The sequence below is a fragment of the Roseateles sp. FW305-36 genome, assembly GCF_058787015.1.
In genome coordinates this window covers 222,292-239,315 of the sequence record NZ_JBYSZK010000010.1, presented here as the reverse complement: position 1 = coordinate 239,315, position 17,024 = coordinate 222,292, and the positions used below count along the sequence as shown (strand labels likewise).

Here is a 17,024-nt window from a genome sequence, read left to right as displayed (position 1 = left end):
CTCCTTGGCTGCCCAGTGTGGGAGCCGGCCGTGGCAGCGCGTTAGCCCAAATCGGCAAAACGTGGGGGCCGTGGGCCATCCCCTCGACGGCTATCCTTGCCCGCATGGCGATCCGCCTCGACGTCTTCGACGACTTCCACCTGCACGGCGCCTCGGCGCCCGAGTGGGAGCAGCGCTACGTGCAGCTCTCGCCCGGCGTCATGCGCAGCGCCCTCATCGAGACGGCGGCGCCGGGCCTGCATGTGTTCCGCAAATGGATGAGCGAGCGCGTCGTGCAGCAGGGTTGCCTGCCGGCGGGACAGATCTGCTTTGCGATGCTGCATGGCGGCGGCGCCGGACAGCCCTGGATGCAGGGGCGGGAACTGGGCGAGGACTTGATCTTCGTGCTGCGCACCGGCCAGGAGTTCATGCTTCAGCGCCCACCGGGCATGGCGCTGTTGGCCTGCAGCTTCGAGGCCGAGACGTTCCGGCGCTTGTTGGATGCTCGACCTTGGGGCGCATCGGCGGGCGCCCTGCTGTCACGGTCCAGCATTCAAGCGCCGGCTGCCGAGCTGGAGGCCCTGCGTGCCGTGCTGTTGCGAGCAGCCTCCGCCGCGGCCGTTTTCGCCGCACTGACCGATCTCTTTGAAGCCGCTGCCGGCCCGGCTCAACGCGCCGGCAGCGCCTCGGCCGCCTATATCGTGGCAGCCTGCCACCGACTTGTCGCGGCTGCTGGCGACGAGCCGCCCGACATCGACACCCTGTGCCAGCGCCTGCGCACCAGCCGGCGCAGCCTGCAGAACGGCTTCCGCCAGGTGGCGGACACGACCGCCGTGCACTATCTGCGCAGCCTGCGGCTGAACACCGTGCGCCAGCGCCTGCTGGCGACGCCGGCCAGCGAACTCAGCGTGTCCCAGGCCGCCGGTGACGCCGGCTTCGAGCACCTCGGCCACTTCAGCACGCGCTACCGCGATCTCTTCGGCGAGCTGCCCTCGCAGACCTTCAGAAGGACTCCCTCACCATGACCCTCTCCTGCGACGTCGCCATCATCGGCGCCGGCACCGCCGGCATGGCCGCTTACCGCGCCGCCCGCGTGCATACCGACAAGGTGCTGCTCATCGAGGCCGCCCACTACGGCACGACCTGCGCGCGCGTCGGCTGCATGCCGAGCAAGTTGCTGATCGCCGCGGCCGAGGCCGCGCAAGCCGTGCGCGAGGCGCATCGCTTCGGCGTGCAGGCGGATGCGCCGCGCATCGATGGCCGCGCCGTCATGCAGCGAGTGAGGGATGAGCGCGACCGCTTCGTCGGATTCGTGCTCGAGACCATCAACGGCTGGCCCGAGGCGACGCGCCTGTTCGGCCGCGCCCGCTTCGCGGGCATGGGCAAGCTGGACGTCGACGGCCAACGGGTCGAGGCCAAGCGGGTCGTCATCGCCACCGGCTCACGGCCCTTCGTGCCTGAGGGCTGGCGCGAGCGCTTGGGCGCCAGACTGTTGGTCAACGACGACGTGTTCGACTGGGTTGATCTGCCCAAGTCCCTGGCCGTCGTCGGTGCCGGCGTCATCGGCCTGGAGCTGGCCCTGGCCCTGCACAAGCTCGGCGTGCGCGTGCGCCTGTTCGCCCGCGGCAACCGCGTCGGCCCGCTGACCGACCCCGAACTGCAGCCACTGGCTCAGAAGCTATTTGCCGAAGACCTGCCGCTGACGCTGAATGCAGACAAGCTCAACCCCGTGCTGGACGGCGACGAGGTCGTCATGGCAGGCGAGCGCTTCGAGGCCCTGCTCTGCACGGCCGGCCGCCAGGCCAATCTGGACGACCTCGGGCTGGAGACGCTGAATCTGCCGCGCGATGCCGACGGACATCCGGACATCGACCGTCACACCAGCCAGTGGGGCGGCATGCCCGTCTTCATCGCCGGCGACGTGACCAACGACCGACCGCTGCTGCACGAGGCCGCCGATGCCGGCCGCATCGCCGGCGACAACGCGGCGCGCTGGCCCGATGTGCACAGGCGGCCGCGCCGCGCACCGCTGGCCGTCGTCTTCAGCGAACCGCAGATCGCCATCGCCGGCGCCAGCCACGCCGAGTTGCGGGCCACGGGCCGCGCGTTCGACACCGGCCGCGTCAGCTTTGCCGACCAGGGCCGCAGCCGCGTGATGCTGGTCAACCGCGGCGGCCTGCATGTCTATGCCGAAAGCGGCACCGGCCGGCTGCTGGGCGCCGAGATGATCGGCCCGGCGGCCGAGCACCTGGGCCACCTGCTGGCCTGGAGCGTGCAGCGCGGCGACACCGTGCAGGACATGCTGGACTGCCCTTTCTATCACCCGGTCGTCGAGGAAGGCCTGCGCACCGCGCTGCGCCAGCTCAGCAGCGACCTGCACCTGCCGCCGCCACCCATCGAGAACTGCCTGGACTGCGACACCTCGGCCGAGGTGGGCAACTGAGTCTGGCTTGATCAAGCTCAACGTCGCCGGCTCGCAGCGGCGCGACAGTGCAAGCCTCGGTTCTGCAACGGAGGCTGACATGGATAGGCTCAAGGGCAAGGTCGCGCTCGTGACCGGCGGCGCGATGGGGATTGGCGAGGCGGTCTGCGCCGTGATGGCGCGCGAAGGCGCCCGGGTCGCGGTGACCGACCGGGACGATGCACGCGGCGAAGCCGTGGCCACGGCCATCCGGCGCGCCGGTGGCGAGGCGGCCTACTGGCATCTCGACGTCAGTACCGAGAGCCAGGTGGCCAGCGTCTTTGCCGACGTGAAGCGGCGCTTCGGGCCGATCAACGTGCTGGTCAACAACGCCGGCGTCGCCGGCCCCAACAAGCCCACCCATGAACTCAGCGTCGAGGAATGGGAGAGCGTGCAGGCGGTCAATGTGCGCGGCGTCTTCCTGGGCACCAAGCACGTCATCGCGCAGATGCGCGAGGCCGGTGGCGGCAGCATCGTCAACCTGTCCAGCATCTACGGCATCGTCAGCGCGCCCGACGTGCCGCCGTATCACGCCAGCAAGGGCGCGGTGCGGATGATGAGCAAGACCGACGCCCTGCTCTACGCGAGCGACCGCATCCGCGTGAACAGCGTCCATCCTGGCTTCATCTGGACGCCCATGGTCGACGGCTTCCTGCAGACCCAGGCCGACCCGGTGGCGGCCAAGCAAGCGACCGCGGCCTTGCATCCTCTCGGCCACCTCGGCACGCCCGACGACATCGCCTGGGCCTGCGTCTACCTGGCCAGCGACGAAAGCCAGTTCGTCACCGGCACCGAGCTCGTCGTCGACGGCGGCTACACCTGCCGCTGAAGGCCAGCCCGGTTCAGTCGCCGACCACGTCCACGACGACCTTGCCGCGGCCCTGGCCGGTGGCGACCAGATCATGCGCCTGGCCTACCGTGGCCAGCGTGAAGCGATGCGCGTCCAGCCGCGGCGTGATCAGCCCCGCGTCCACCAGGGCCGCCGCTTCGCGCAGGATGTCGCCATGCCGCTGCCGACCCTCGCCGCTGAGCAGCGGCAGCAGCGTGAACACGCCCGAGTAGGTCGCCGCGCGGAAGGACAGCGGTGCCAGGCTGTGCGTGCCCCAGCCGAGGATGCTGACGACATGCCCACCATTGCGGCGCACCGCCGTGAAGGACGCATCCAGCACTGCGCCGCCCACGGCGTCGAAGACGATGTCGAAGCCCTGGCCGCCGGTGTGTTGGCCCATGTAGTCGGCCACGGTCTCGGTGCGGAAATCGATGGGCGTCGCGCCCCAGGAGCGCACCAGGTCGAAGTCCGGCGCGGCAACGGTCGCGAAAACTCTCGCGCCCCGTGCAACGGCCAGTTGCACCGCGACATGGCCAACGCCGCCCGCGCCGCCCTGGACCAGCACGGTCTGTCCGCCCTGCACCTGGGCGCGGTCCACCAGGCCTTCCCAGGCGGTGATGACGGCCAGCGGCAGCGCGGCGGCTTCGTGCATCGACAGCCGAACTGGCTTGCGGCCCAGCAGGCTGGCGTCGACGGCGATGAACTCCGCCAACGTGCCTTGCAGGCCGGCGATGCCGCCCAGCATGCCGAAGACTTCGTCGCCCGGCTTCCAGCCGGCCACGCCGGTACCGACCCGGTCGATGACGCCGGCCCCGTCGATGCCGAGCACCGCCGGCAAGGGCTGGCGCGCATGCGCCGCCTGGCCGGCCCGGATTTTGGTGTCCAGCGGGTTGACGCCGCTGGCATGGAGGCGCACCAGCACCTGGCCTTCAGCGGGTTCGGGCCGGGCGAACTGGACGGCGAGGAAATCGCCGCCGGCTTGTTCCACGCGCAGGGCGTGCATCGTCGCGTTGGGTTGAGTCATGGCTTGCCTGCATGGGTGATTGCGATGAACTCAGTTTTGGTCATTCGATCTCGAATGAAAAGCAACGATCTCGTACGGAACTCATGCAATTTCGTATGCTTCGGGTCATGGACTGGGACGACATCAAGGTCTTTCTCGCCGTCGCGCGGGCCGGCTCGCTGGGTGGCGCGGCGCGGGCGCTCGGGCAGTCGCAGCCGACCATGGGTCGACGGCTCAAGGCCTTCGAGGAGAGCCTGGGGACGCCGCTGTTCCAGCGCAGCGCGGCCGGCTTCGTGCTGACGGACCTGGGCGAAGAGGTGCTGACCAATGCCGAGCGCATGGAGGACGAGGCCCTGGGCTTTGTACGGCGACTGGCCGGCCAGGGCGATGAACCGCAGGGCTTGATCCGCGTGTCCTCTTCCGACTGGTTTGGCCTGCATGTGCTGGCGCCCGTGTTCGCGGAATTCCGCCAGCGCCATGCGGGCGTCTGCATCGAGCTGATCACCGATTCGCGCCTGTTCAGCCTCGCGCGGCGTGAGGCCGAGCTGGTCTTTCGCATCCGGCCCTTCGAGGGCGCCGAGGTCGTGCAGCGCCGGCTGATGACGCTGGACTACGCACTCTACGGCGCCCCCGGGCAGGCAGTGCCGAACTGGGGTGACGGCCAGGGCCTGTCCCTGGTCACCATGGACAGCGCTTTTGCCGAGATGCCTGACGTGCAATGGTTGCAGCGCGTGTTGCCGAATGCCCAGGTGGCCATGCGCAGCAACAACCGCGAGGTGCAGGCCGCGCTGTGTGCGGCCGGTTGCGGCTGGTGCGTGCTGCCGCGGCGCCTGGGTGATGCCCACCCCGGCCTGCAGCGCGCCGACCCCGTCGAGGCGCCGCCCAGTCGCGACGTCTATGTGGGCTATCACCGCGACCTGCGTCGGCTGGGGCGGCTGCAGAAGCTGCTCGCCCACGTCGTGGACCGGCTGGCGCCGGTCACAATGCCCGCAACCGCCCTGCCCTGAGATTGCCGCGATGAAGAAGTTCGCCACCTGGAACGTCAACTCCCTGTCCATCCGCCTGCCCCAGGTGCTGGACTGGCTGGCCGCCCATCCCGTCGACGCACTGGTGCTGCAGGAGACCAAGCTCACCGACGACAAATTCCCCACGATGGAAATCGGCGAGGCCGGCTACCAGGTGCAGTGGTTCGGCCAGAAGACCTACAACGGCGTCGCCCTGATCAGCAAGACGACGGCCACCGACGTCATCAAGAACATCACCGGCTTTGCCGACGAGCAGGCCCGCGTCATCGCCGGCACCGTGGACGGCGTGCGCGTCATCGGCGGCTACTTCCCCAACGGCCAGGCACCGGACAGCGAGAAGTTCGTCTACAAGATGAACTGGCTGACGGGGCTGCGCAACTGGCTCGTCGAGGAGCTGAAGGCCCACGAGAACCTGGTGCTGATGGGCGACTTCAACATCGCCCCCGAGGACCGTGATGTCTACGACCCCGTTGCGTGGGCCGGCCAGATCCACTGCACGCCCGAGGAGCGCGAACATTTCCAGCAGCTCATCAACCTGGGCCTGACGGACGCCTTCCGCCTCTTCGAGCAGCCGCCCAAGAGCTGGAGCTGGTGGGACTACCGCAACCTGGCCTTCCGCAAGAACCAGGGCCTGCGCATCGACCACATCCTCGTCAGCGCGGCCTTGAAGGGCCGCGTGACGGCCTGCGAGATCGACAAGCTGCCGCGCAAGAACGAGCGGCCCAGCGATCATGCGCCGGTGATCGTCACCATCGACGGCTAGAGGATGCCGCCTCCCGGGGATGGAGGGGCGCGGCGTGACGGCTCCGCGGCGCGTCGCGTATCTTCGCAGCCTGTCCTGCGGAGGCGTTCATGACCACGCGCAAAGCCCTCGTCCTGCTGCTGTCTGCACTCGCCCTGGCGCCCTCTGCCAGGGCCGATGCGATCACCGACTGGAACCAGCTCGCCTGCGACGTCAGCGCCAAGCTGGGCCCGGGAGCGCCCGGCCACCGTCTGATGGCGGTCGTGCAGGTGGCCGTGTTCGAGGCCGTCAACGCCATCGAGCCGCGCTACCAGCCCTATCTGGAGAAGCTCGCGGCGCCGCCCGGGGCCGCCGTCGATGCCGCCATCGCCGCGGCCAACCGCAGCGTGCTGACGACGCTGATGCCGGCCGAGAAGGCGATGGTGGAGGCCGCCTACCAGGCAGCCTTGAAGAATCTGCCCGATGGGGCGGCCAAGGCCGACGGCATCGCCATCGGCGAAAAGTCCGCCGCCCAGGTGATGGCGCGCGCCGCCGCCGACGGCGCGGACGGCCCGGACAACTATCAATGGCAGACCACGCCGGGTCGCTACGTGCCCACAGTGGTTCCGGCCGCCCCCACCTGGCCGCGCCGCAAGCCCTGGATGCTGCAAAGCCCCAGCCAGTTCCGACCCGGCCCGCCGCCGGACCTGGCGAGCGAGACATGGGCTCGCGATCTTCAGGAGGTGCGCCAGCTCGGCGGCAAGAACAGCACGGCGCGCACGGCCGCGCAGACCGACATCGCGCGCTTCTGGGAAGAGACCCGCCCCCTGGTCTATCACCCGGTGCTGCGTAGCGTGGCCCTGATGCCGGGCCGCAGCGTGGCGCAGAACGCCCGCCTCTTCGCTGCCGCGACCATGGCTGTTGACGACGCCCTGATCGCCGTCTTCGACGCCAAGTACGCCTACAACTTCTGGCGACCCGTCACGGCCATCCGCACCGAGCACCAGGCCGGTGGTAGCAAGACCGAGGCCGACCTGCGCTGGGTGCCGTTGATCAGCACGCCCATGCACCCCGAATACCCCTGCGCGCATTGCGTGGTGTCGGGTGCCTTGGGCGCCGTCGTCCGGCAGGAGCTGGGCAGCAGCACTTCTCCGAGGTTCAGCGCGAGCAGCCCGACGTTGCCCGGCGCCGTGCGTGAGTGGAGCAGCATGGACGCCTTCATGGAAGAGGTCGCCCTGGCTCGCATCTACGACGGCGTGCATTACCGCAATTCGACCCGCGAGGGCAGCAAGCTGGGCCAGTCGGTGGGCGACCTGGTGCAGCGCCAGTTCGCGGCACCGGCCGGCGCCGCGCGCTAGGTCATGGCCGGCTTCGATGTCGGCAGTGCGCGGTGACGACGCACCAGCGACGTCAGGATCAGCGTCGCCACGCTCAATAGAGCGAGCCACTTCAGTGTGCTGGCCAGCAGCAGCGGCAGTCGGACCGCCCAGGCCAGCAGGTCGCTCGGGTTGGACGCCGCCACGGCCAGCGCCGCAAAGGAAAGCACATCCTCGGCGAGATCGGCGCCCACGGCGGCAGCCAGGGCCCAGCCGGCGCGGTTGAGCCAGGCCGGCGGCGTCGTGCCCAACTGGATCAGGCCGGCATGGCGGGCGAAGGCGCGGCAGAACCAGGGCGCCAGCAGCCAGGCCCAGGTGGCGATCAGCGCGAAATCCAGCAACAGGGCCAGGTTGGGCCGGGCGAAGACCCGCGCCTGCGCCACCCATTCACCGACGGACGAGAGGCTGAGCTGCCAGCGCTGGAAATCGAGGTTGGCGTCGAAGGCAGCCGAAACCTGGGCGGCGGGCGGCAGCCAGCCTCCCGAGGCGACATGCATCCACCCCATCACCGCCATCAGGCCGACGAGCAGCAGCAGGCCCAGGGCCAGCCGGCCCCAGGACGCCATGCCGCCGCGTTCGCACCAGGCGGTGCGTGCCGGGAAGGCATGGGTCCACTGGGTGACCGACGGATGCGCTTCCATCCTGACCGGCATGCTGGTGCCTTCGTCCACCTCGGCATGCAGGGTGTCCCTGACCTTGAGGCCCGTCAGCGCCCACAGCGGCGTGGCGCAGGTCTCGCTGTTGATGCGGGCGACATGGCGCTGCGGCGGATGCGGATCGAGGACCGGTATCAGCTGCAGCAACTCGGCCTCGCTGGCCGGTGTGGCGTGCTCGGCGTTGGCCGGCAGACTGAGCCCGCAGTGGATGGCCTCGGCCACCAGCCAGGCAAAGGGCGCGCGAGACAGCTCGCTATAGGGGTAGACGTTGCCGCCGCCGACGTCGCAATGCGAGCCGCGGAACCAGCATTGCCGGATGTCGCCCGGCTGGTGGTCGGCCGTCTCGTAGCTGCCGTTGTGCTGCGCATAGGCCCGCGGCATGAACTGGGCGCGCTGTTCGTCCAGGGCCATGGCCTGGCGCACATGGCGGAAATGCTTGCCATCCAGCGTCGGCCGTGCGGTGATCTTCAGGCCGAAGGGCGGCAGACCGACGCTGGCGACGGTGTCCCAGACGCCGACGAAATGCACCTCGGGCCAGGGCTGGGCCGAACCGGCCTGGCCGAACAGCCGCGCCGCCTGCTCGCGAATGGCCGCGTGGGCCGGCGAGGCGCGCGAGAAATAGGTGGCGACGAGACTGGAGACCAGGGTGTCCTGATGGCTGTCGATGATGCCGAAGGCATTGACCATGCCGCCGATCGAACGCGCCGTGAAGGCGCCGCGCGAGAAGCCGAACAGGAAGATCTGGTCGCCCGGCTCCCAGTTGGCCATCAGGAAGCGATAGCCCTCGGCGACGTTGTCATACAGCCCCCGGCCAAAGGCCAGGCCGTTGACGCGATCCTTGGCGCGGCCGAATTTGTCGGCGAACGTCGTGCCGGGCAATTGCCCCGGGTTGCCGACACCGGGATCGTAGTAGACGAGGCGGTCGGGGTCGGGAAACAGGCGCAGCAGTTCCGCCATCAGCACCACGTGGGTGTCGGCGTGGCGGCCGCTGAGATTGTTGTTGGTGCCGTCGCACAGCAGCACGAGTTGACGTGGCGATTTCATGGGGAGCCTCGTGAGGAAAGCACCGGATCGAGTGCAGTCTTGCACCCGATCCGGGCCGCATCATCCCCATAAACGTGGAGGGCGCGCCCTGCGACTTGCCCTTGGCCAGGCATCAGGCCACCGGCGCGTGGCCGTGGCCCATGACGTGGGGCCCGGCCATCGACGGGCCGCCGGTCCTAGATCGCATCCAGATGGCGCTGCAGCTGCTCGAAGAAGCGGCCCACATGCACGCCGTCGCACAGCGCGTGGTGCACGTCGACGGCCACCGGCATCAGCAGCCGGCCGCCCTCTTCCTTGAAGCGGCCGAAAGCGACCTTGGGCCGGTCGTCGCCCCGGCCTCGCGCATGGGTGAAGGCCGTGAAGGACATCCAGGGCAAGGCCGTCATGTGCACCAGCGTCTCCTCGCGCACCTCGCCCGCATCGTCGGCGGCGAACAGGTCGCCGCTGGCCTGGCGCACGCGGTCCAGGTTCGGTCGGGCCCGCGCGGCGAAGGCCGCCAGCGAGGTGTCGCGTGGCAGCGTCAGGAAGCCGAAGCTGCCGTCCTCGCGCAGCACGGTGGTGCTGGCATGGATGACGGCGAACTCGCGCACACCGCTGCCGTCGGCCTTCAGGGTCTGGCGCATCGCATCGATGCCGTTGGCGGCCTCCAGCGCGGCATGGTGGTAGGCCAGCCAGGGCGTGGCGCCGTGGGTGGCGGCGCGTTCGCGCAGGCCCGTCACGTCGACGGGCGCGGTGATGCTGAAGGCCGGCTGGGCCATGCTGCAGAAATGGGCCAGCGCGGCGCGGCGCGGCCACGCGTCCAGGGGAATGTCGCGGTCTTGCATGCCCGCATGCTCGCACGGCGGCAAAAAAGAAGCCCGGTCTGCCGAAGCAGGCGGGCTCGAAGGAGTTGACGGGTTGAGGCGCGTCAGTCGCTCAGCTCACCCCGCTGGGACGGACGCACGCCGAAGTCGTAAAGCGCGCGCTGCAATTCCTCGGCACGGTCCTCGCCCAGATCGGCGAAGAGGCGGCTGCTGGAGGCGCTGCGGATCTGGCCGATCCGGTTGTAGCCCAGCGTCTTGGCGTAGGCCAGGGTGCGCGAATTCAGCGGCAGGCAATCCAGCGGCGCCTGATCGGCCAGGCCGAGCAGTCGTGCATAGGTTTCTGCGGAGATGGACACGATGGCTGCACGTTTGGGCGTCAGGGTTGGGGCTGGATGCAGCGGTTTCAGGTCTGCGTCGGGTGCGGAGCTCGGTGTCTGGAGCTGGTCACCTTGGCAATCCATGGCTGCATGCATCGCGGCCGGGCGGATCAGCCTCCCAGGCGAGGCAGGCCGAGGATTGCGTAGATCAGGTCAATGATTTCCATGGGGAGCTCCGGGGAGATGGTCAAAATTCGCTTGACCCGGACTGTCCTCGTTTTCTCCCCTGCGGAAACCTAGCAAGTCTTCTAGGTTGCAGCGCTTACAACACGCCAGCGGCGACGCACTTGAGCACGGCCTGGTGCTTGGACGTCACGCCCAGCTTGCGCATGGCATTGCCGAGATGGAAGTTCACCGTCTTCTCGCTCATGCCCAGGATGACGCTGACTTCCCAGGCCGTCTTGCCCTGGGCCGTCCAGCTCAGCACATCGAGCTCACGCTTGGTGAGCTTGGGCAGATCGCCCTGGTTCAGATTGGGGCTCAGCAGGCGGTCGGCCGCCGTCAGCGCATGTGCTGCAAGAAGCTGCAATCCTGCAACCATCTGCATCAGCTGGGCTCCGGACCGGGGCAAGGCCTCTTCCCGGTCGACGCCAAGCAGGAAGTGCTTGTCGCCGGGCAGGTGCAGCTTGACGGCAATGCCCGTCTTGTAGCCGTAGGGCGCCTGCATCTCCCACAGCTCGCCGACGCCGGCACCGACATAGGTCTGCTGGTCGTAGACGACCGGAACGGCCTGGGTCATCAGCCGGGCCATCACCGGGTCGCGCCGGGCGTCGCCGAGGTCCTTGGCGGCCGCGATATAGGCCTCGGGCGTGTTGCCCAGGGACGTGATCTGGACGTCGGCATCCTGCAGCGCACCCCGCATCAGCACGCCCGAGATGATGGGAAACCCGAGTGCGTGCGCCGTCGCGACGAGCCGGCGCTCGAAGCTCTCGAAGTCTTCGCTCAGGCCGACGTCGACCAGTTGCTGATAGTCCATTTCGGGCTTGCCCATACCTGCCAAGTCTGCCAGCTTGTTTCGCACTGGCGCCGACCAGAGACTGCGCTCCCGTTCGAATCACACGACCGCGAGGTGCAGCTCATGCCCAGCCTGATCCAATTGCCCGAAGGCAGCGTCTGCTGGCCGGTTTCCGCCCTGTCCAGCGCGGCACAGGACGTCCGCCACGCCCAGACCTACGTCCATCGCGCCCGTGGCGGCGAGCGCCGCGTCAGCGGCTCGACGCGCTGGGAACGCTGCTATGCGGATGCCTGCGCCTGGGTGGAGTGGGACTGGGTCGAGATCAGCGAGGGCACCGTCGCCCAGGCCGATCCGCTCAATGTAAGGTCGAATGTGCTGCTGCTGAACGAACGCGGCCGGCCACTGCTGTCTTCGCGGCGCCGCGCCACCCTGGCCACCCTGGTCTATCTGCTGCCCTGGCAGGGGCCGGTGCTGGACAAGCTGAGGGCGGACGAACCCGCCCGCCGCGCGGCCTCGCTGATCCAGCGCCTGGCGGCCTGAACCCTGGTGACAGCGTCGGGCGAGAGCTTTGCCCAGAATCGGCGGCTTCATTGCTCGAAGCCGCCACCATGAGTTCTTCCTCTCCCGACGACATCCTTGCGCAATGGCAGGCTGACGAAGCCGCACTGCGCTCGCGCCAGCAACCGCAGGCGGGTCTCGCCTCGCGCGAGGTGCTGGCCGGCAAGACCGGTTTGCAGCAGATGCAGGCCATGCTGGATGGCCTGGCGCCGCGCCCGCCCATCAGCGAGACGCTGGACTTCCTGCTGGTGTCGGTCGCCAACGGCGAAGCGACCTTCCAGGGGCGGCCCCAGTTCAAGCACTACAACCCGCTGGGCAGCGTGCATGGCGGCTGGTTCGCGACGCTGCTGGACTCGGCCCTGGGCTGCTCGGTGCATACGACGCTGCCGGTCGGCCGCGGCTACACGACACTGGAGTTCAAGGTCAATCTGGTGCGGTCGCTGAGCGACAAGGTGCCGCTGGTGCGCGCTCTCGGCAAGGTGGTGCACCGCGGCCGCCAGGTGACGACGTCGGAGGCGCAACTTGTCGGTCATGATGGCAAGCTCTATGCGCATGCCAGCACAACATGCCTGCTCTTCGACCTGCCCGATCCCGCCTGAAACCACCCATGGCCGTGCGCCGCCGCGACAGATGTCGCCTGGCCTTGTTGGCCGGCCTGGCGCTTGCCTGCGCTGGCGCCCGCGCGAACCCCGAGACCTTGCGAATCGAAACCATCCAGTCCGCACCTTTCGGCGTCGTCGAGGCAGGCGTCAGCAGCGGCATGATGTACGAGATCGGCAATCTCATCGCCGAGCGGGCCGGGCGCAAAGCCGTCAACCAGATCGTGCCCTATGCCCGCACGGTGATCAGCCTGCGCAACGGCAGCGCCGACATGGTGATCCGGTTCAGCAACGAGGAACTGGCAGAGGTTGCCGTGCAACTGGCGCGCGTGCTGCCCATGCAGACGGTGCTGATCAGCCTGCCCGGGGCGCATGTCGAAAAGCTGACCGACCTGGCGGGCGCGACCGTTGCGGTAGCGCGCAGTGCGCCGCTGGATCCACGGCTGGAGGCGGTGCCCGGCATTCAATTCGAACGCGTGCAGAACAACGAGATGTCGGTGCGCATGGTCGCTGCCGGGCGCGTGAAGGCGGCCTTCGGCAGCCGGCTGGGCCTGCTCGGCGCGGCGCATCGCCTGGACCTGCCGCTGGACAGGCTGGCGCCGCCGCTGGTGGTCGGCAGTCAGGACTTCTGGCTGCATGTCGCCAGGAAATCCGCCACGCCGGAGCTGCTCGAAGCCCTGAAGCGTGGCCTGGAATCGGCCCAACGTGACGGCAGCATCGAGCAGATCCGGCGCCGCTACGAGGCCGAGGTGACGGGCGCCGGCGATCCGGCCCGACGCTGACGACGCGTTCAGCGCAGTGCTGAAGCCTCGGCGGCGAGCTGGGTGATGCGCGCCCAGTCCTTGGCATCGACCGCGTCCTGTGGCGTCAGCCAGGAGCCGCCGCAGACCTTGACGTTGGGCAGCTTCAGGAACTGAGGTGCCGTTTCCAGCGAGATGCCGCCGGTGGGACAGAACACCACATCCGGGAAGGGACCGGCCAGGGCCTTCAGCAGGTTGATGCCGCCCACGGCGACGGCCGGGAAGAGCTTCAGGAAACCATAGCCGGCCGCGTTGGCCTGCATGACTTCGGAGGCGGTGGACACGCCGGGCAGCAGCGGCAGGCCATGCTGCTGGCAGGCCGTGCCGATGGCGTCGGTATAGCCGGGGCTGACGCCGAACTGGCAGCCGGCGTTCCTGGCATTGGCCACGTCCTGGGGCGTGCGCAGCGTGCCGGCGCCGACGATGGCGCCCGGTACCTTGGCCATGGCTTCCATGGCCTGCAGGGCGACGGGGGTGCGCAGCGTCACCTCGAGCACCTTGACGCCGCCGGCCACCAGGGCCTCGGCCAGCGGCACGGCGTCTTCCAGGCGCTGGATGACGATGACGGGAATGACGGGGCCGTGGCTGGCCAGGCTGAGGGTGTCGAGCATGTTCTTCTCTAGGTTCATAGCCAAGTGACGGCGCCTTCTTCAGCGGTCAGCACATTGCGGCGCAGACCGGCGAAGAGTTCGCGGCCCAGGCCATGGCCGTTGACGGCGGCTTCATCGGGATCGAGCTTGGCCACTTCGCGCTTGGCCCACTCGGCCTCGTCGACAAGAGCCGCGAGCACGCCATTGACGGCACAGACTCGCACCACGTCGCCGTCACGCAGCTTGGCCAGCGGGCCGCCGGCCAGGGCCTCGGGGCTGACGTGGATGGCGGCGGGCACCTTGCCCGAGGCGCCACTCATGCGGCCGTCGGTGACCAGCGCCACGCGGAAGCCCTTGCCCTGCAGCACGGCCAGCGGCGGCGTCAGCTTGTGCAGTTCGGGCATGCCGTTGGCGTGAGGCCCCTGGAAGCGCACGACGACGACGACGTCCTTTTCCAGCTCGCCGTTCTTGAAGGCGGTAAGCATGGCTTCCTGCGTCGTGAAGATGCGGCAGGGCGCCTCGATGGTGTGGCGGTCTTCCGGCACGGCCGAGGACTTGATGACGGCGCGGCCCAGGTTGCCGTCCAGCAGCTTGAGGCCGCCGGTGGCGCTGAAGGGCTCGGCGGCGGTGCGCACGACGCCGGCGTCGCCGCTGGCGGCCGGCAACGCCTCGCGCACGACCTCACCGCCCTGCCCCACCGCGCGCGGCACAAAGGCATAGGGGCGCAGGCTGTCGCCCGCTACCGAGAGGACGTCCTCATGCATCAGGCCGGCGTCCATCAGCTCGCGGATGACGAAGCCGGGGCCGCCGGCGGCCTGGAACTGGTTCACGTCGGCACTGCCGTTGGGATAGACGCGGGCCAGCAGCGGCACGACGGCGGACAGGTCGGAGAAGTCCGTCCAGTTGATCAGGATGCCGGCCGAGCGTGCGACGGCCACCCAGTGGATGAGGTGGTTGGTCGAGCCGCCGGTGGCCAGCAGGGCCACCATGGCATTGACGATGCAGCGCTCGTCGACGACGTGGCCGATGGGCTTGGCGGCCTGGCCTTGGACGCGACCGCTGATGTTCAGCGCCGTGCCGACGGCCTCGCGGGTAAGCGCCGTGCGCAGGTCGTCATGCGGGTGCACGAAGGCACTGCCCGGCGTGTGCAGGCCCATGGCTTCCAGCAGCATCTGGTTGCTGTTGGCCGTGCCGTAGAAGGTGCAGGTGCCGGCACCGTGATAGGCGGCGGACTCGCTCTTCAGCAGCTCGTCGCGGCCGACCTTGCCCTGGGCATAGAGCTCGCGGACCTTGGCCTTGTCGCTGTTGGAGATGCCCGAGCTCATCGGGCCGGCCGGCACGAAGACGCAGGGCAGATGGCCGAAATGCAGGGCGCCGATCAAGAGGCCCGGCACGATCTTGTCGCAGATGCCCAGCAGCAGGGCCGCGTCGAAGACATCGTGGGTCAGCGCTATGGCCGTGCTCATGGCGATGGTGTCGCGCGAGAACAGGCTCAGCTCCATGCCGGGCAGGCCCTGGGTCACGCCATCGCACATGGCCGGCACGCCGCCGGCGACCTGCACCGTGGCGCCCAGGCGGTGGGCTTCGGCGCGGATCTGCTCGGGGTAGCCCTCGTAGGGCTGGTGGGCCGACAGCATGTCGTTGTAGGCCGTGACGACGCCCAGGTGGGGCGCCTTCTCGGCCACGATGCGCAGCTTGTCGTTGGACGGCAGGGCCGCGACCGCGTGGGCGACGTTGGCGCAGCCCATGCGCTCGAAACCGCGCTGGCGACCGCTCATCTTGGCAATGCGGGCCAGGTAGTCGGCCCGCAGCTTGGCGCTGCGTTCGCGGATGCGTTCTGTAACTTGGGTCAGTGTGTCGTGCATTCGGGTCTCCTGCGGCTCTCGTAACCGGCCGTTGAGAATTTAGGTAACCATATTACTTGTCTCCAGGGTCGCCCGGGTTACGTGCTGGGTACGATGGAGGCAATGGCGTCACAGGCAATTCACATTCCCCACGGCCCGGAACGCAGCGCCCACCTGTTGCAGCGGACGGCGTCCGAATGGCGGGCCAGCGGCGATGACCTGCTGCTGCTTGCCTATGGCTCGCTGATCTGGCGCCCGGAGTTCGAGTATGCCCAGGCCCTGCCGGCCCGGGTGCTGGGCTTTCACCGCGTGCTGCGCATGCGTTCGCGGGTGAACCGGGGCTCGCCCCAGGAACCAGGGCTGGTGCTGGCGCTGATCTCCGGCGGCAGCTGCCGTGGCCTCGTCTACCGCATCCCGCGCGCCGTGGGCGAAGAGGTGCTGCCGCGGCTGTGGGCACGCGAGATGCCCAACGGTGTCTACGAGCCGCGCTGGCTGAACTGCGACACCTCGGCCGGCCGGCTGCGCGCCCTGGCCTTCACGCTGTCGCGCCAGAGCCCCAACTGGACCGGCCCGCTGCACGAGCCCGAGTTGCTGCACATCTTCCAGCACGCCAGCGGCCGCTACGGCACCACGCTGGACTATCTGCTGCGCACCGTCCAGGGTTTGCGCGAGCACGGCATCCGGGACATGGAGCTGGAGCGCCAGGCTCATCTGGCGGCGCAGCACGGGCTGTGTGCTCCGCTTTGAAGCCCTGATTCAGCCGCGCAGCCGCGCCAGGTCTTCCTCGGTGTCGACGTCGATGTGCACGCCCGGGTCGTCCACGGCGATGGGCTGGGCCGCGTAGCGCGCGACGATGCGCCGGGCGCCCTCGTCGCCCCGCAGGGCCATCAATTCGGAATACAGCTCGGTGCCGAAGCCGACGGGATGGCCCTGGATGCCGCGGTACTGGGCATAGCAGACCGGGTAGCGCTCCAGTCCTTCGGCGACGGCCATGATGGTGGTGGGCTGCACCAGCGGCATGTCGGCAGGCAGGATGAGCCAGCCATCGGCATCGCCCGTAGCGCTGACGCCGGCCACGATGGAATGCCCCATGCCGATGGGCTGGGGCCGGCCCTGGGCATCGCGATCCGGCAGGGTCACGACGTCACGGGCTGCGATCAGCTTGTGGACGGCCGGCGCCAGCGCCGTCGTCGTCACCACCACGACGGGAAGCTGCGTCGCGATGGCATGGCGCAGGCTGCGCGCCAGCAAAGTGTCTCCGCCGGGCACGCTGCCCAGATGCTGCTCGAGCTTGTGACCCGAGCCGCGGAAGCGCGAGCCGCGACCTGCGGCCAGCACCACGACGGCGGGGCGTCGCTTTGTCATGTGCAATTGATCCTTCCAAACCCACTCGCCGAGCACCGG

18 protein-coding genes are annotated in these 17,024 nt (G+C 69.1%); 10 read left to right on the top strand and 8 right to left on the bottom strand.

The window, feature by feature from the left end:
• Positions 1–104 precede the first annotated feature (104 nt).
• The 3 genes from AC3WOE_RS19715 (at position 105) to AC3WOE_RS19705 (ending at position 3,269) form a co-directional block, all read left to right on the top strand.
• On the top strand, positions 105–1,004 hold the full coding sequence (locus AC3WOE_RS19715; RefSeq protein ID WP_492692825.1) for an AraC family transcriptional regulator: 900 nt from the start codon (positions 105–107) through the stop codon (positions 1,002–1,004).
• Positions 1,001–2,422, top strand: a complete 1,422-nt coding sequence (locus AC3WOE_RS19710) for a dihydrolipoyl dehydrogenase (protein WP_492692823.1) — start codon at positions 1,001–1,003, stop codon at positions 2,420–2,422. The genes AC3WOE_RS19715 and AC3WOE_RS19710 overlap by 4 nt, the downstream gene beginning before the upstream one ends.
• A 79-nt stretch (positions 2,423–2,501) precedes the next feature.
• The gene (locus tag AC3WOE_RS19705; RefSeq protein ID WP_492692822.1) at positions 2,502–3,269 is read left to right on the top strand and encodes an SDR family NAD(P)-dependent oxidoreductase; all 768 of its coding nucleotides are present in this window, start codon (positions 2,502–2,504) and stop codon (positions 3,267–3,269) included.
• Positions 3,270–3,282: 13 nt separating this feature from the next.
• Here the strand turns inward: AC3WOE_RS19705 and AC3WOE_RS19700 are convergent, their stop codons facing one another.
• Positions 3,283–4,293: a zinc-dependent alcohol dehydrogenase family protein gene (locus tag AC3WOE_RS19700; protein ID WP_492692820.1), complete on the bottom strand. Its 1,011-nt coding sequence runs from the start codon at positions 4,291–4,293 to the stop codon at positions 3,283–3,285.
• 107 nt (positions 4,294–4,400) lie between these two features.
• Here AC3WOE_RS19700 and AC3WOE_RS19695 point away from each other — a divergent pair, with 107 nt between their 5' ends.
• The 3 genes from AC3WOE_RS19695 to AC3WOE_RS19685 all read left to right on the top strand — a co-directional run bounded on the left by AC3WOE_RS19695 (position 4,401) and on the right by AC3WOE_RS19685 (position 7,376).
• Complete coding sequence (locus tag AC3WOE_RS19695) at positions 4,401–5,279, top strand: LysR family transcriptional regulator (protein WP_492692818.1); 879 nt, start codon at positions 4,401–4,403, stop codon at positions 5,277–5,279.
• Between the two features lie 10 nt (positions 5,280–5,289).
• The gene (gene xth / locus AC3WOE_RS19690; RefSeq protein WP_492692817.1) at positions 5,290–6,060 is read left to right on the top strand and encodes an exodeoxyribonuclease III; all 771 of its coding nucleotides are present in this window, start codon (positions 5,290–5,292) and stop codon (positions 6,058–6,060) included.
• Positions 6,061–6,149: 89 nt separating this feature from the next.
• Entirely contained in the window at positions 6,150–7,376 is a 1,227-nt protein-coding gene (locus AC3WOE_RS19685) for a vanadium-dependent haloperoxidase (RefSeq protein WP_492692816.1), read from the top strand.
• On the opposite strand, the gene AC3WOE_RS19680 is transcribed toward AC3WOE_RS19685, so the two are convergent.
• From AC3WOE_RS19680 to AC3WOE_RS19665, 4 genes are all read right to left on the bottom strand, one after another.
• A complete protein-coding gene (locus AC3WOE_RS19680) occupies positions 7,373–9,094 on the bottom strand; it encodes a T6SS phospholipase effector Tle1-like catalytic domain-containing protein (protein WP_492692815.1) in 1,722 nt (573 codons plus the stop codon). The genes AC3WOE_RS19685 and AC3WOE_RS19680 overlap by 4 nt on opposite strands.
• Positions 9,095–9,270: 176 nt before the next feature.
• Positions 9,271–9,918 carry a CatA-like O-acetyltransferase gene (locus AC3WOE_RS19675; RefSeq protein WP_492692814.1) on the bottom strand — a complete coding sequence of 216 codons (648 nt, stop codon included), beginning with the start codon at positions 9,916–9,918 and terminating at the stop codon, positions 9,271–9,273.
• An 83-nt stretch (positions 9,919–10,001) separates the two neighbouring features.
• Entirely contained in the window at positions 10,002–10,253 is a 252-nt protein-coding gene (locus AC3WOE_RS19670) for a hypothetical protein (RefSeq protein WP_492692813.1), read from the bottom strand.
• Between the two features lie 283 nt (positions 10,254–10,536).
• A complete protein-coding gene (locus AC3WOE_RS19665) occupies positions 10,537–11,265 on the bottom strand; it encodes a helix-turn-helix transcriptional regulator (RefSeq protein WP_492692811.1) in 729 nt (242 codons plus the stop codon).
• 87 nt (positions 11,266–11,352) lie between these two features.
• Here AC3WOE_RS19665 and AC3WOE_RS19660 point away from each other — a divergent pair, with 87 nt between their 5' ends.
• From AC3WOE_RS19660 to AC3WOE_RS19650, 3 genes are all read left to right on the top strand, one after another.
• On the top strand, positions 11,353–11,769 hold the full coding sequence (locus AC3WOE_RS19660) for a DUF4902 domain-containing protein (protein ID WP_492692809.1): 417 nt from the start codon (positions 11,353–11,355) through the stop codon (positions 11,767–11,769).
• Positions 11,770–11,837: 68 nt separating this feature from the next.
• Positions 11,838–12,386 carry a PaaI family thioesterase gene (locus AC3WOE_RS19655; protein WP_492692807.1) on the top strand — a complete coding sequence of 183 codons (549 nt, stop codon included), beginning with the start codon at positions 11,838–11,840 and terminating at the stop codon, positions 12,384–12,386.
• An 8-nt stretch (positions 12,387–12,394) separates the two neighbouring features.
• On the top strand, positions 12,395–13,168 hold the full coding sequence (locus tag AC3WOE_RS19650; RefSeq protein WP_492692806.1) for a substrate-binding periplasmic protein: 774 nt from the start codon (positions 12,395–12,397) through the stop codon (positions 13,166–13,168).
• Between the two features lie 8 nt (positions 13,169–13,176).
• Here AC3WOE_RS19650 and eda read toward each other — a convergent pair whose 3' ends face one another.
• Both eda and edd read right to left on the bottom strand, forming a co-directional pair.
• Entirely contained in the window at positions 13,177–13,797 is a 621-nt protein-coding gene (gene eda / locus AC3WOE_RS19645) for a bifunctional 4-hydroxy-2-oxoglutarate aldolase/2-dehydro-3-deoxy-phosphogluconate aldolase (RefSeq protein ID WP_492692805.1), read from the bottom strand.
• 14 nt (positions 13,798–13,811) lie between these two features.
• Entirely contained in the window at positions 13,812–15,641 is a 1,830-nt protein-coding gene (gene edd / locus AC3WOE_RS19640) for a phosphogluconate dehydratase (RefSeq protein WP_492692803.1), read from the bottom strand.
• A gap of 102 nt (positions 15,642–15,743) precedes the next feature.
• On the opposite strand from edd, the gene AC3WOE_RS19635 reads away from it, so the two are divergent.
• The gene (locus AC3WOE_RS19635) at positions 15,744–16,367 is read left to right on the top strand and encodes a gamma-glutamylcyclotransferase (protein WP_492692802.1); all 624 of its coding nucleotides are present in this window, start codon (positions 15,744–15,746) and stop codon (positions 16,365–16,367) included.
• A gap of 9 nt (positions 16,368–16,376) precedes the next feature.
• Here the strand turns inward: AC3WOE_RS19635 and AC3WOE_RS19630 are convergent, their stop codons facing one another.
• Positions 16,377–16,985, bottom strand: a complete 609-nt coding sequence (locus AC3WOE_RS19630) for a nucleotidyltransferase family protein (protein ID WP_492692800.1) — start codon at positions 16,983–16,985, stop codon at positions 16,377–16,379.
• Between the last annotated feature and the right edge of the window lie 39 nt (positions 16,986–17,024).

What these genes read in the sequence shown, in the direction of transcription:
- xth (WP_492692817.1), top strand. Translation starts at nt 5,290, where the DNA reads ATGAAGAAGTTCGCCACCTGGAACGTCAACTCCCTGTCCATCCGCCTG.
- edd (WP_492692803.1), bottom strand. Translation starts at nt 15,641, where the DNA reads ATGCACGACACACTGACCCAAGTTACAGAACGCATCCGCGAACGCAGC.
- AC3WOE_RS19700 (WP_492692820.1), bottom strand. Translation starts at nt 4,293, where the DNA reads ATGACTCAACCCAACGCGACGATGCACGCCCTGCGCGTGGAACAAGCC.
- AC3WOE_RS19650 (WP_492692806.1), top strand. Translation starts at nt 12,395, where the DNA reads ATGGCCGTGCGCCGCCGCGACAGATGTCGCCTGGCCTTGTTGGCCGGC.
- AC3WOE_RS19665 (WP_492692811.1), bottom strand. Translation starts at nt 11,265, where the DNA reads ATGGGCAAGCCCGAAATGGACTATCAGCAACTGGTCGACGTCGGCCTG.
- AC3WOE_RS19635 (WP_492692802.1), top strand. Translation starts at nt 15,744, where the DNA reads ATGGCGTCACAGGCAATTCACATTCCCCACGGCCCGGAACGCAGCGCC.
- AC3WOE_RS19675 (WP_492692814.1), bottom strand. Translation starts at nt 9,918, where the DNA reads ATGCAAGACCGCGACATTCCCCTGGACGCGTGGCCGCGCCGCGCCGCG.
- AC3WOE_RS19715 (WP_492692825.1), top strand. Translation starts at nt 105, where the DNA reads ATGGCGATCCGCCTCGACGTCTTCGACGACTTCCACCTGCACGGCGCC.
- AC3WOE_RS19705 (WP_492692822.1), top strand. Translation starts at nt 2,502, where the DNA reads ATGGATAGGCTCAAGGGCAAGGTCGCGCTCGTGACCGGCGGCGCGATG.
- AC3WOE_RS19655 (WP_492692807.1), top strand. Translation starts at nt 11,838, where the DNA reads ATGAGTTCTTCCTCTCCCGACGACATCCTTGCGCAATGGCAGGCTGAC.
- AC3WOE_RS19680 (WP_492692815.1), bottom strand. Translation starts at nt 9,094, where the DNA reads ATGAAATCGCCACGTCAACTCGTGCTGCTGTGCGACGGCACCAACAAC.
- eda (WP_492692805.1), bottom strand. Translation starts at nt 13,797, where the DNA reads ATGCTCGACACCCTCAGCCTGGCCAGCCACGGCCCCGTCATTCCCGTC.
- AC3WOE_RS19660 (WP_492692809.1), top strand. Translation starts at nt 11,353, where the DNA reads ATGCCCAGCCTGATCCAATTGCCCGAAGGCAGCGTCTGCTGGCCGGTT.
- AC3WOE_RS19710 (WP_492692823.1), top strand. Translation starts at nt 1,001, where the DNA reads ATGACCCTCTCCTGCGACGTCGCCATCATCGGCGCCGGCACCGCCGGC.
- AC3WOE_RS19695 (WP_492692818.1), top strand. Translation starts at nt 4,401, where the DNA reads ATGGACTGGGACGACATCAAGGTCTTTCTCGCCGTCGCGCGGGCCGGC.
- AC3WOE_RS19630 (WP_492692800.1), bottom strand. Translation starts at nt 16,985, where the DNA reads ATGACAAAGCGACGCCCCGCCGTCGTGGTGCTGGCCGCAGGTCGCGGC.
- AC3WOE_RS19685 (WP_492692816.1), top strand. Translation starts at nt 6,150, where the DNA reads ATGACCACGCGCAAAGCCCTCGTCCTGCTGCTGTCTGCACTCGCCCTG.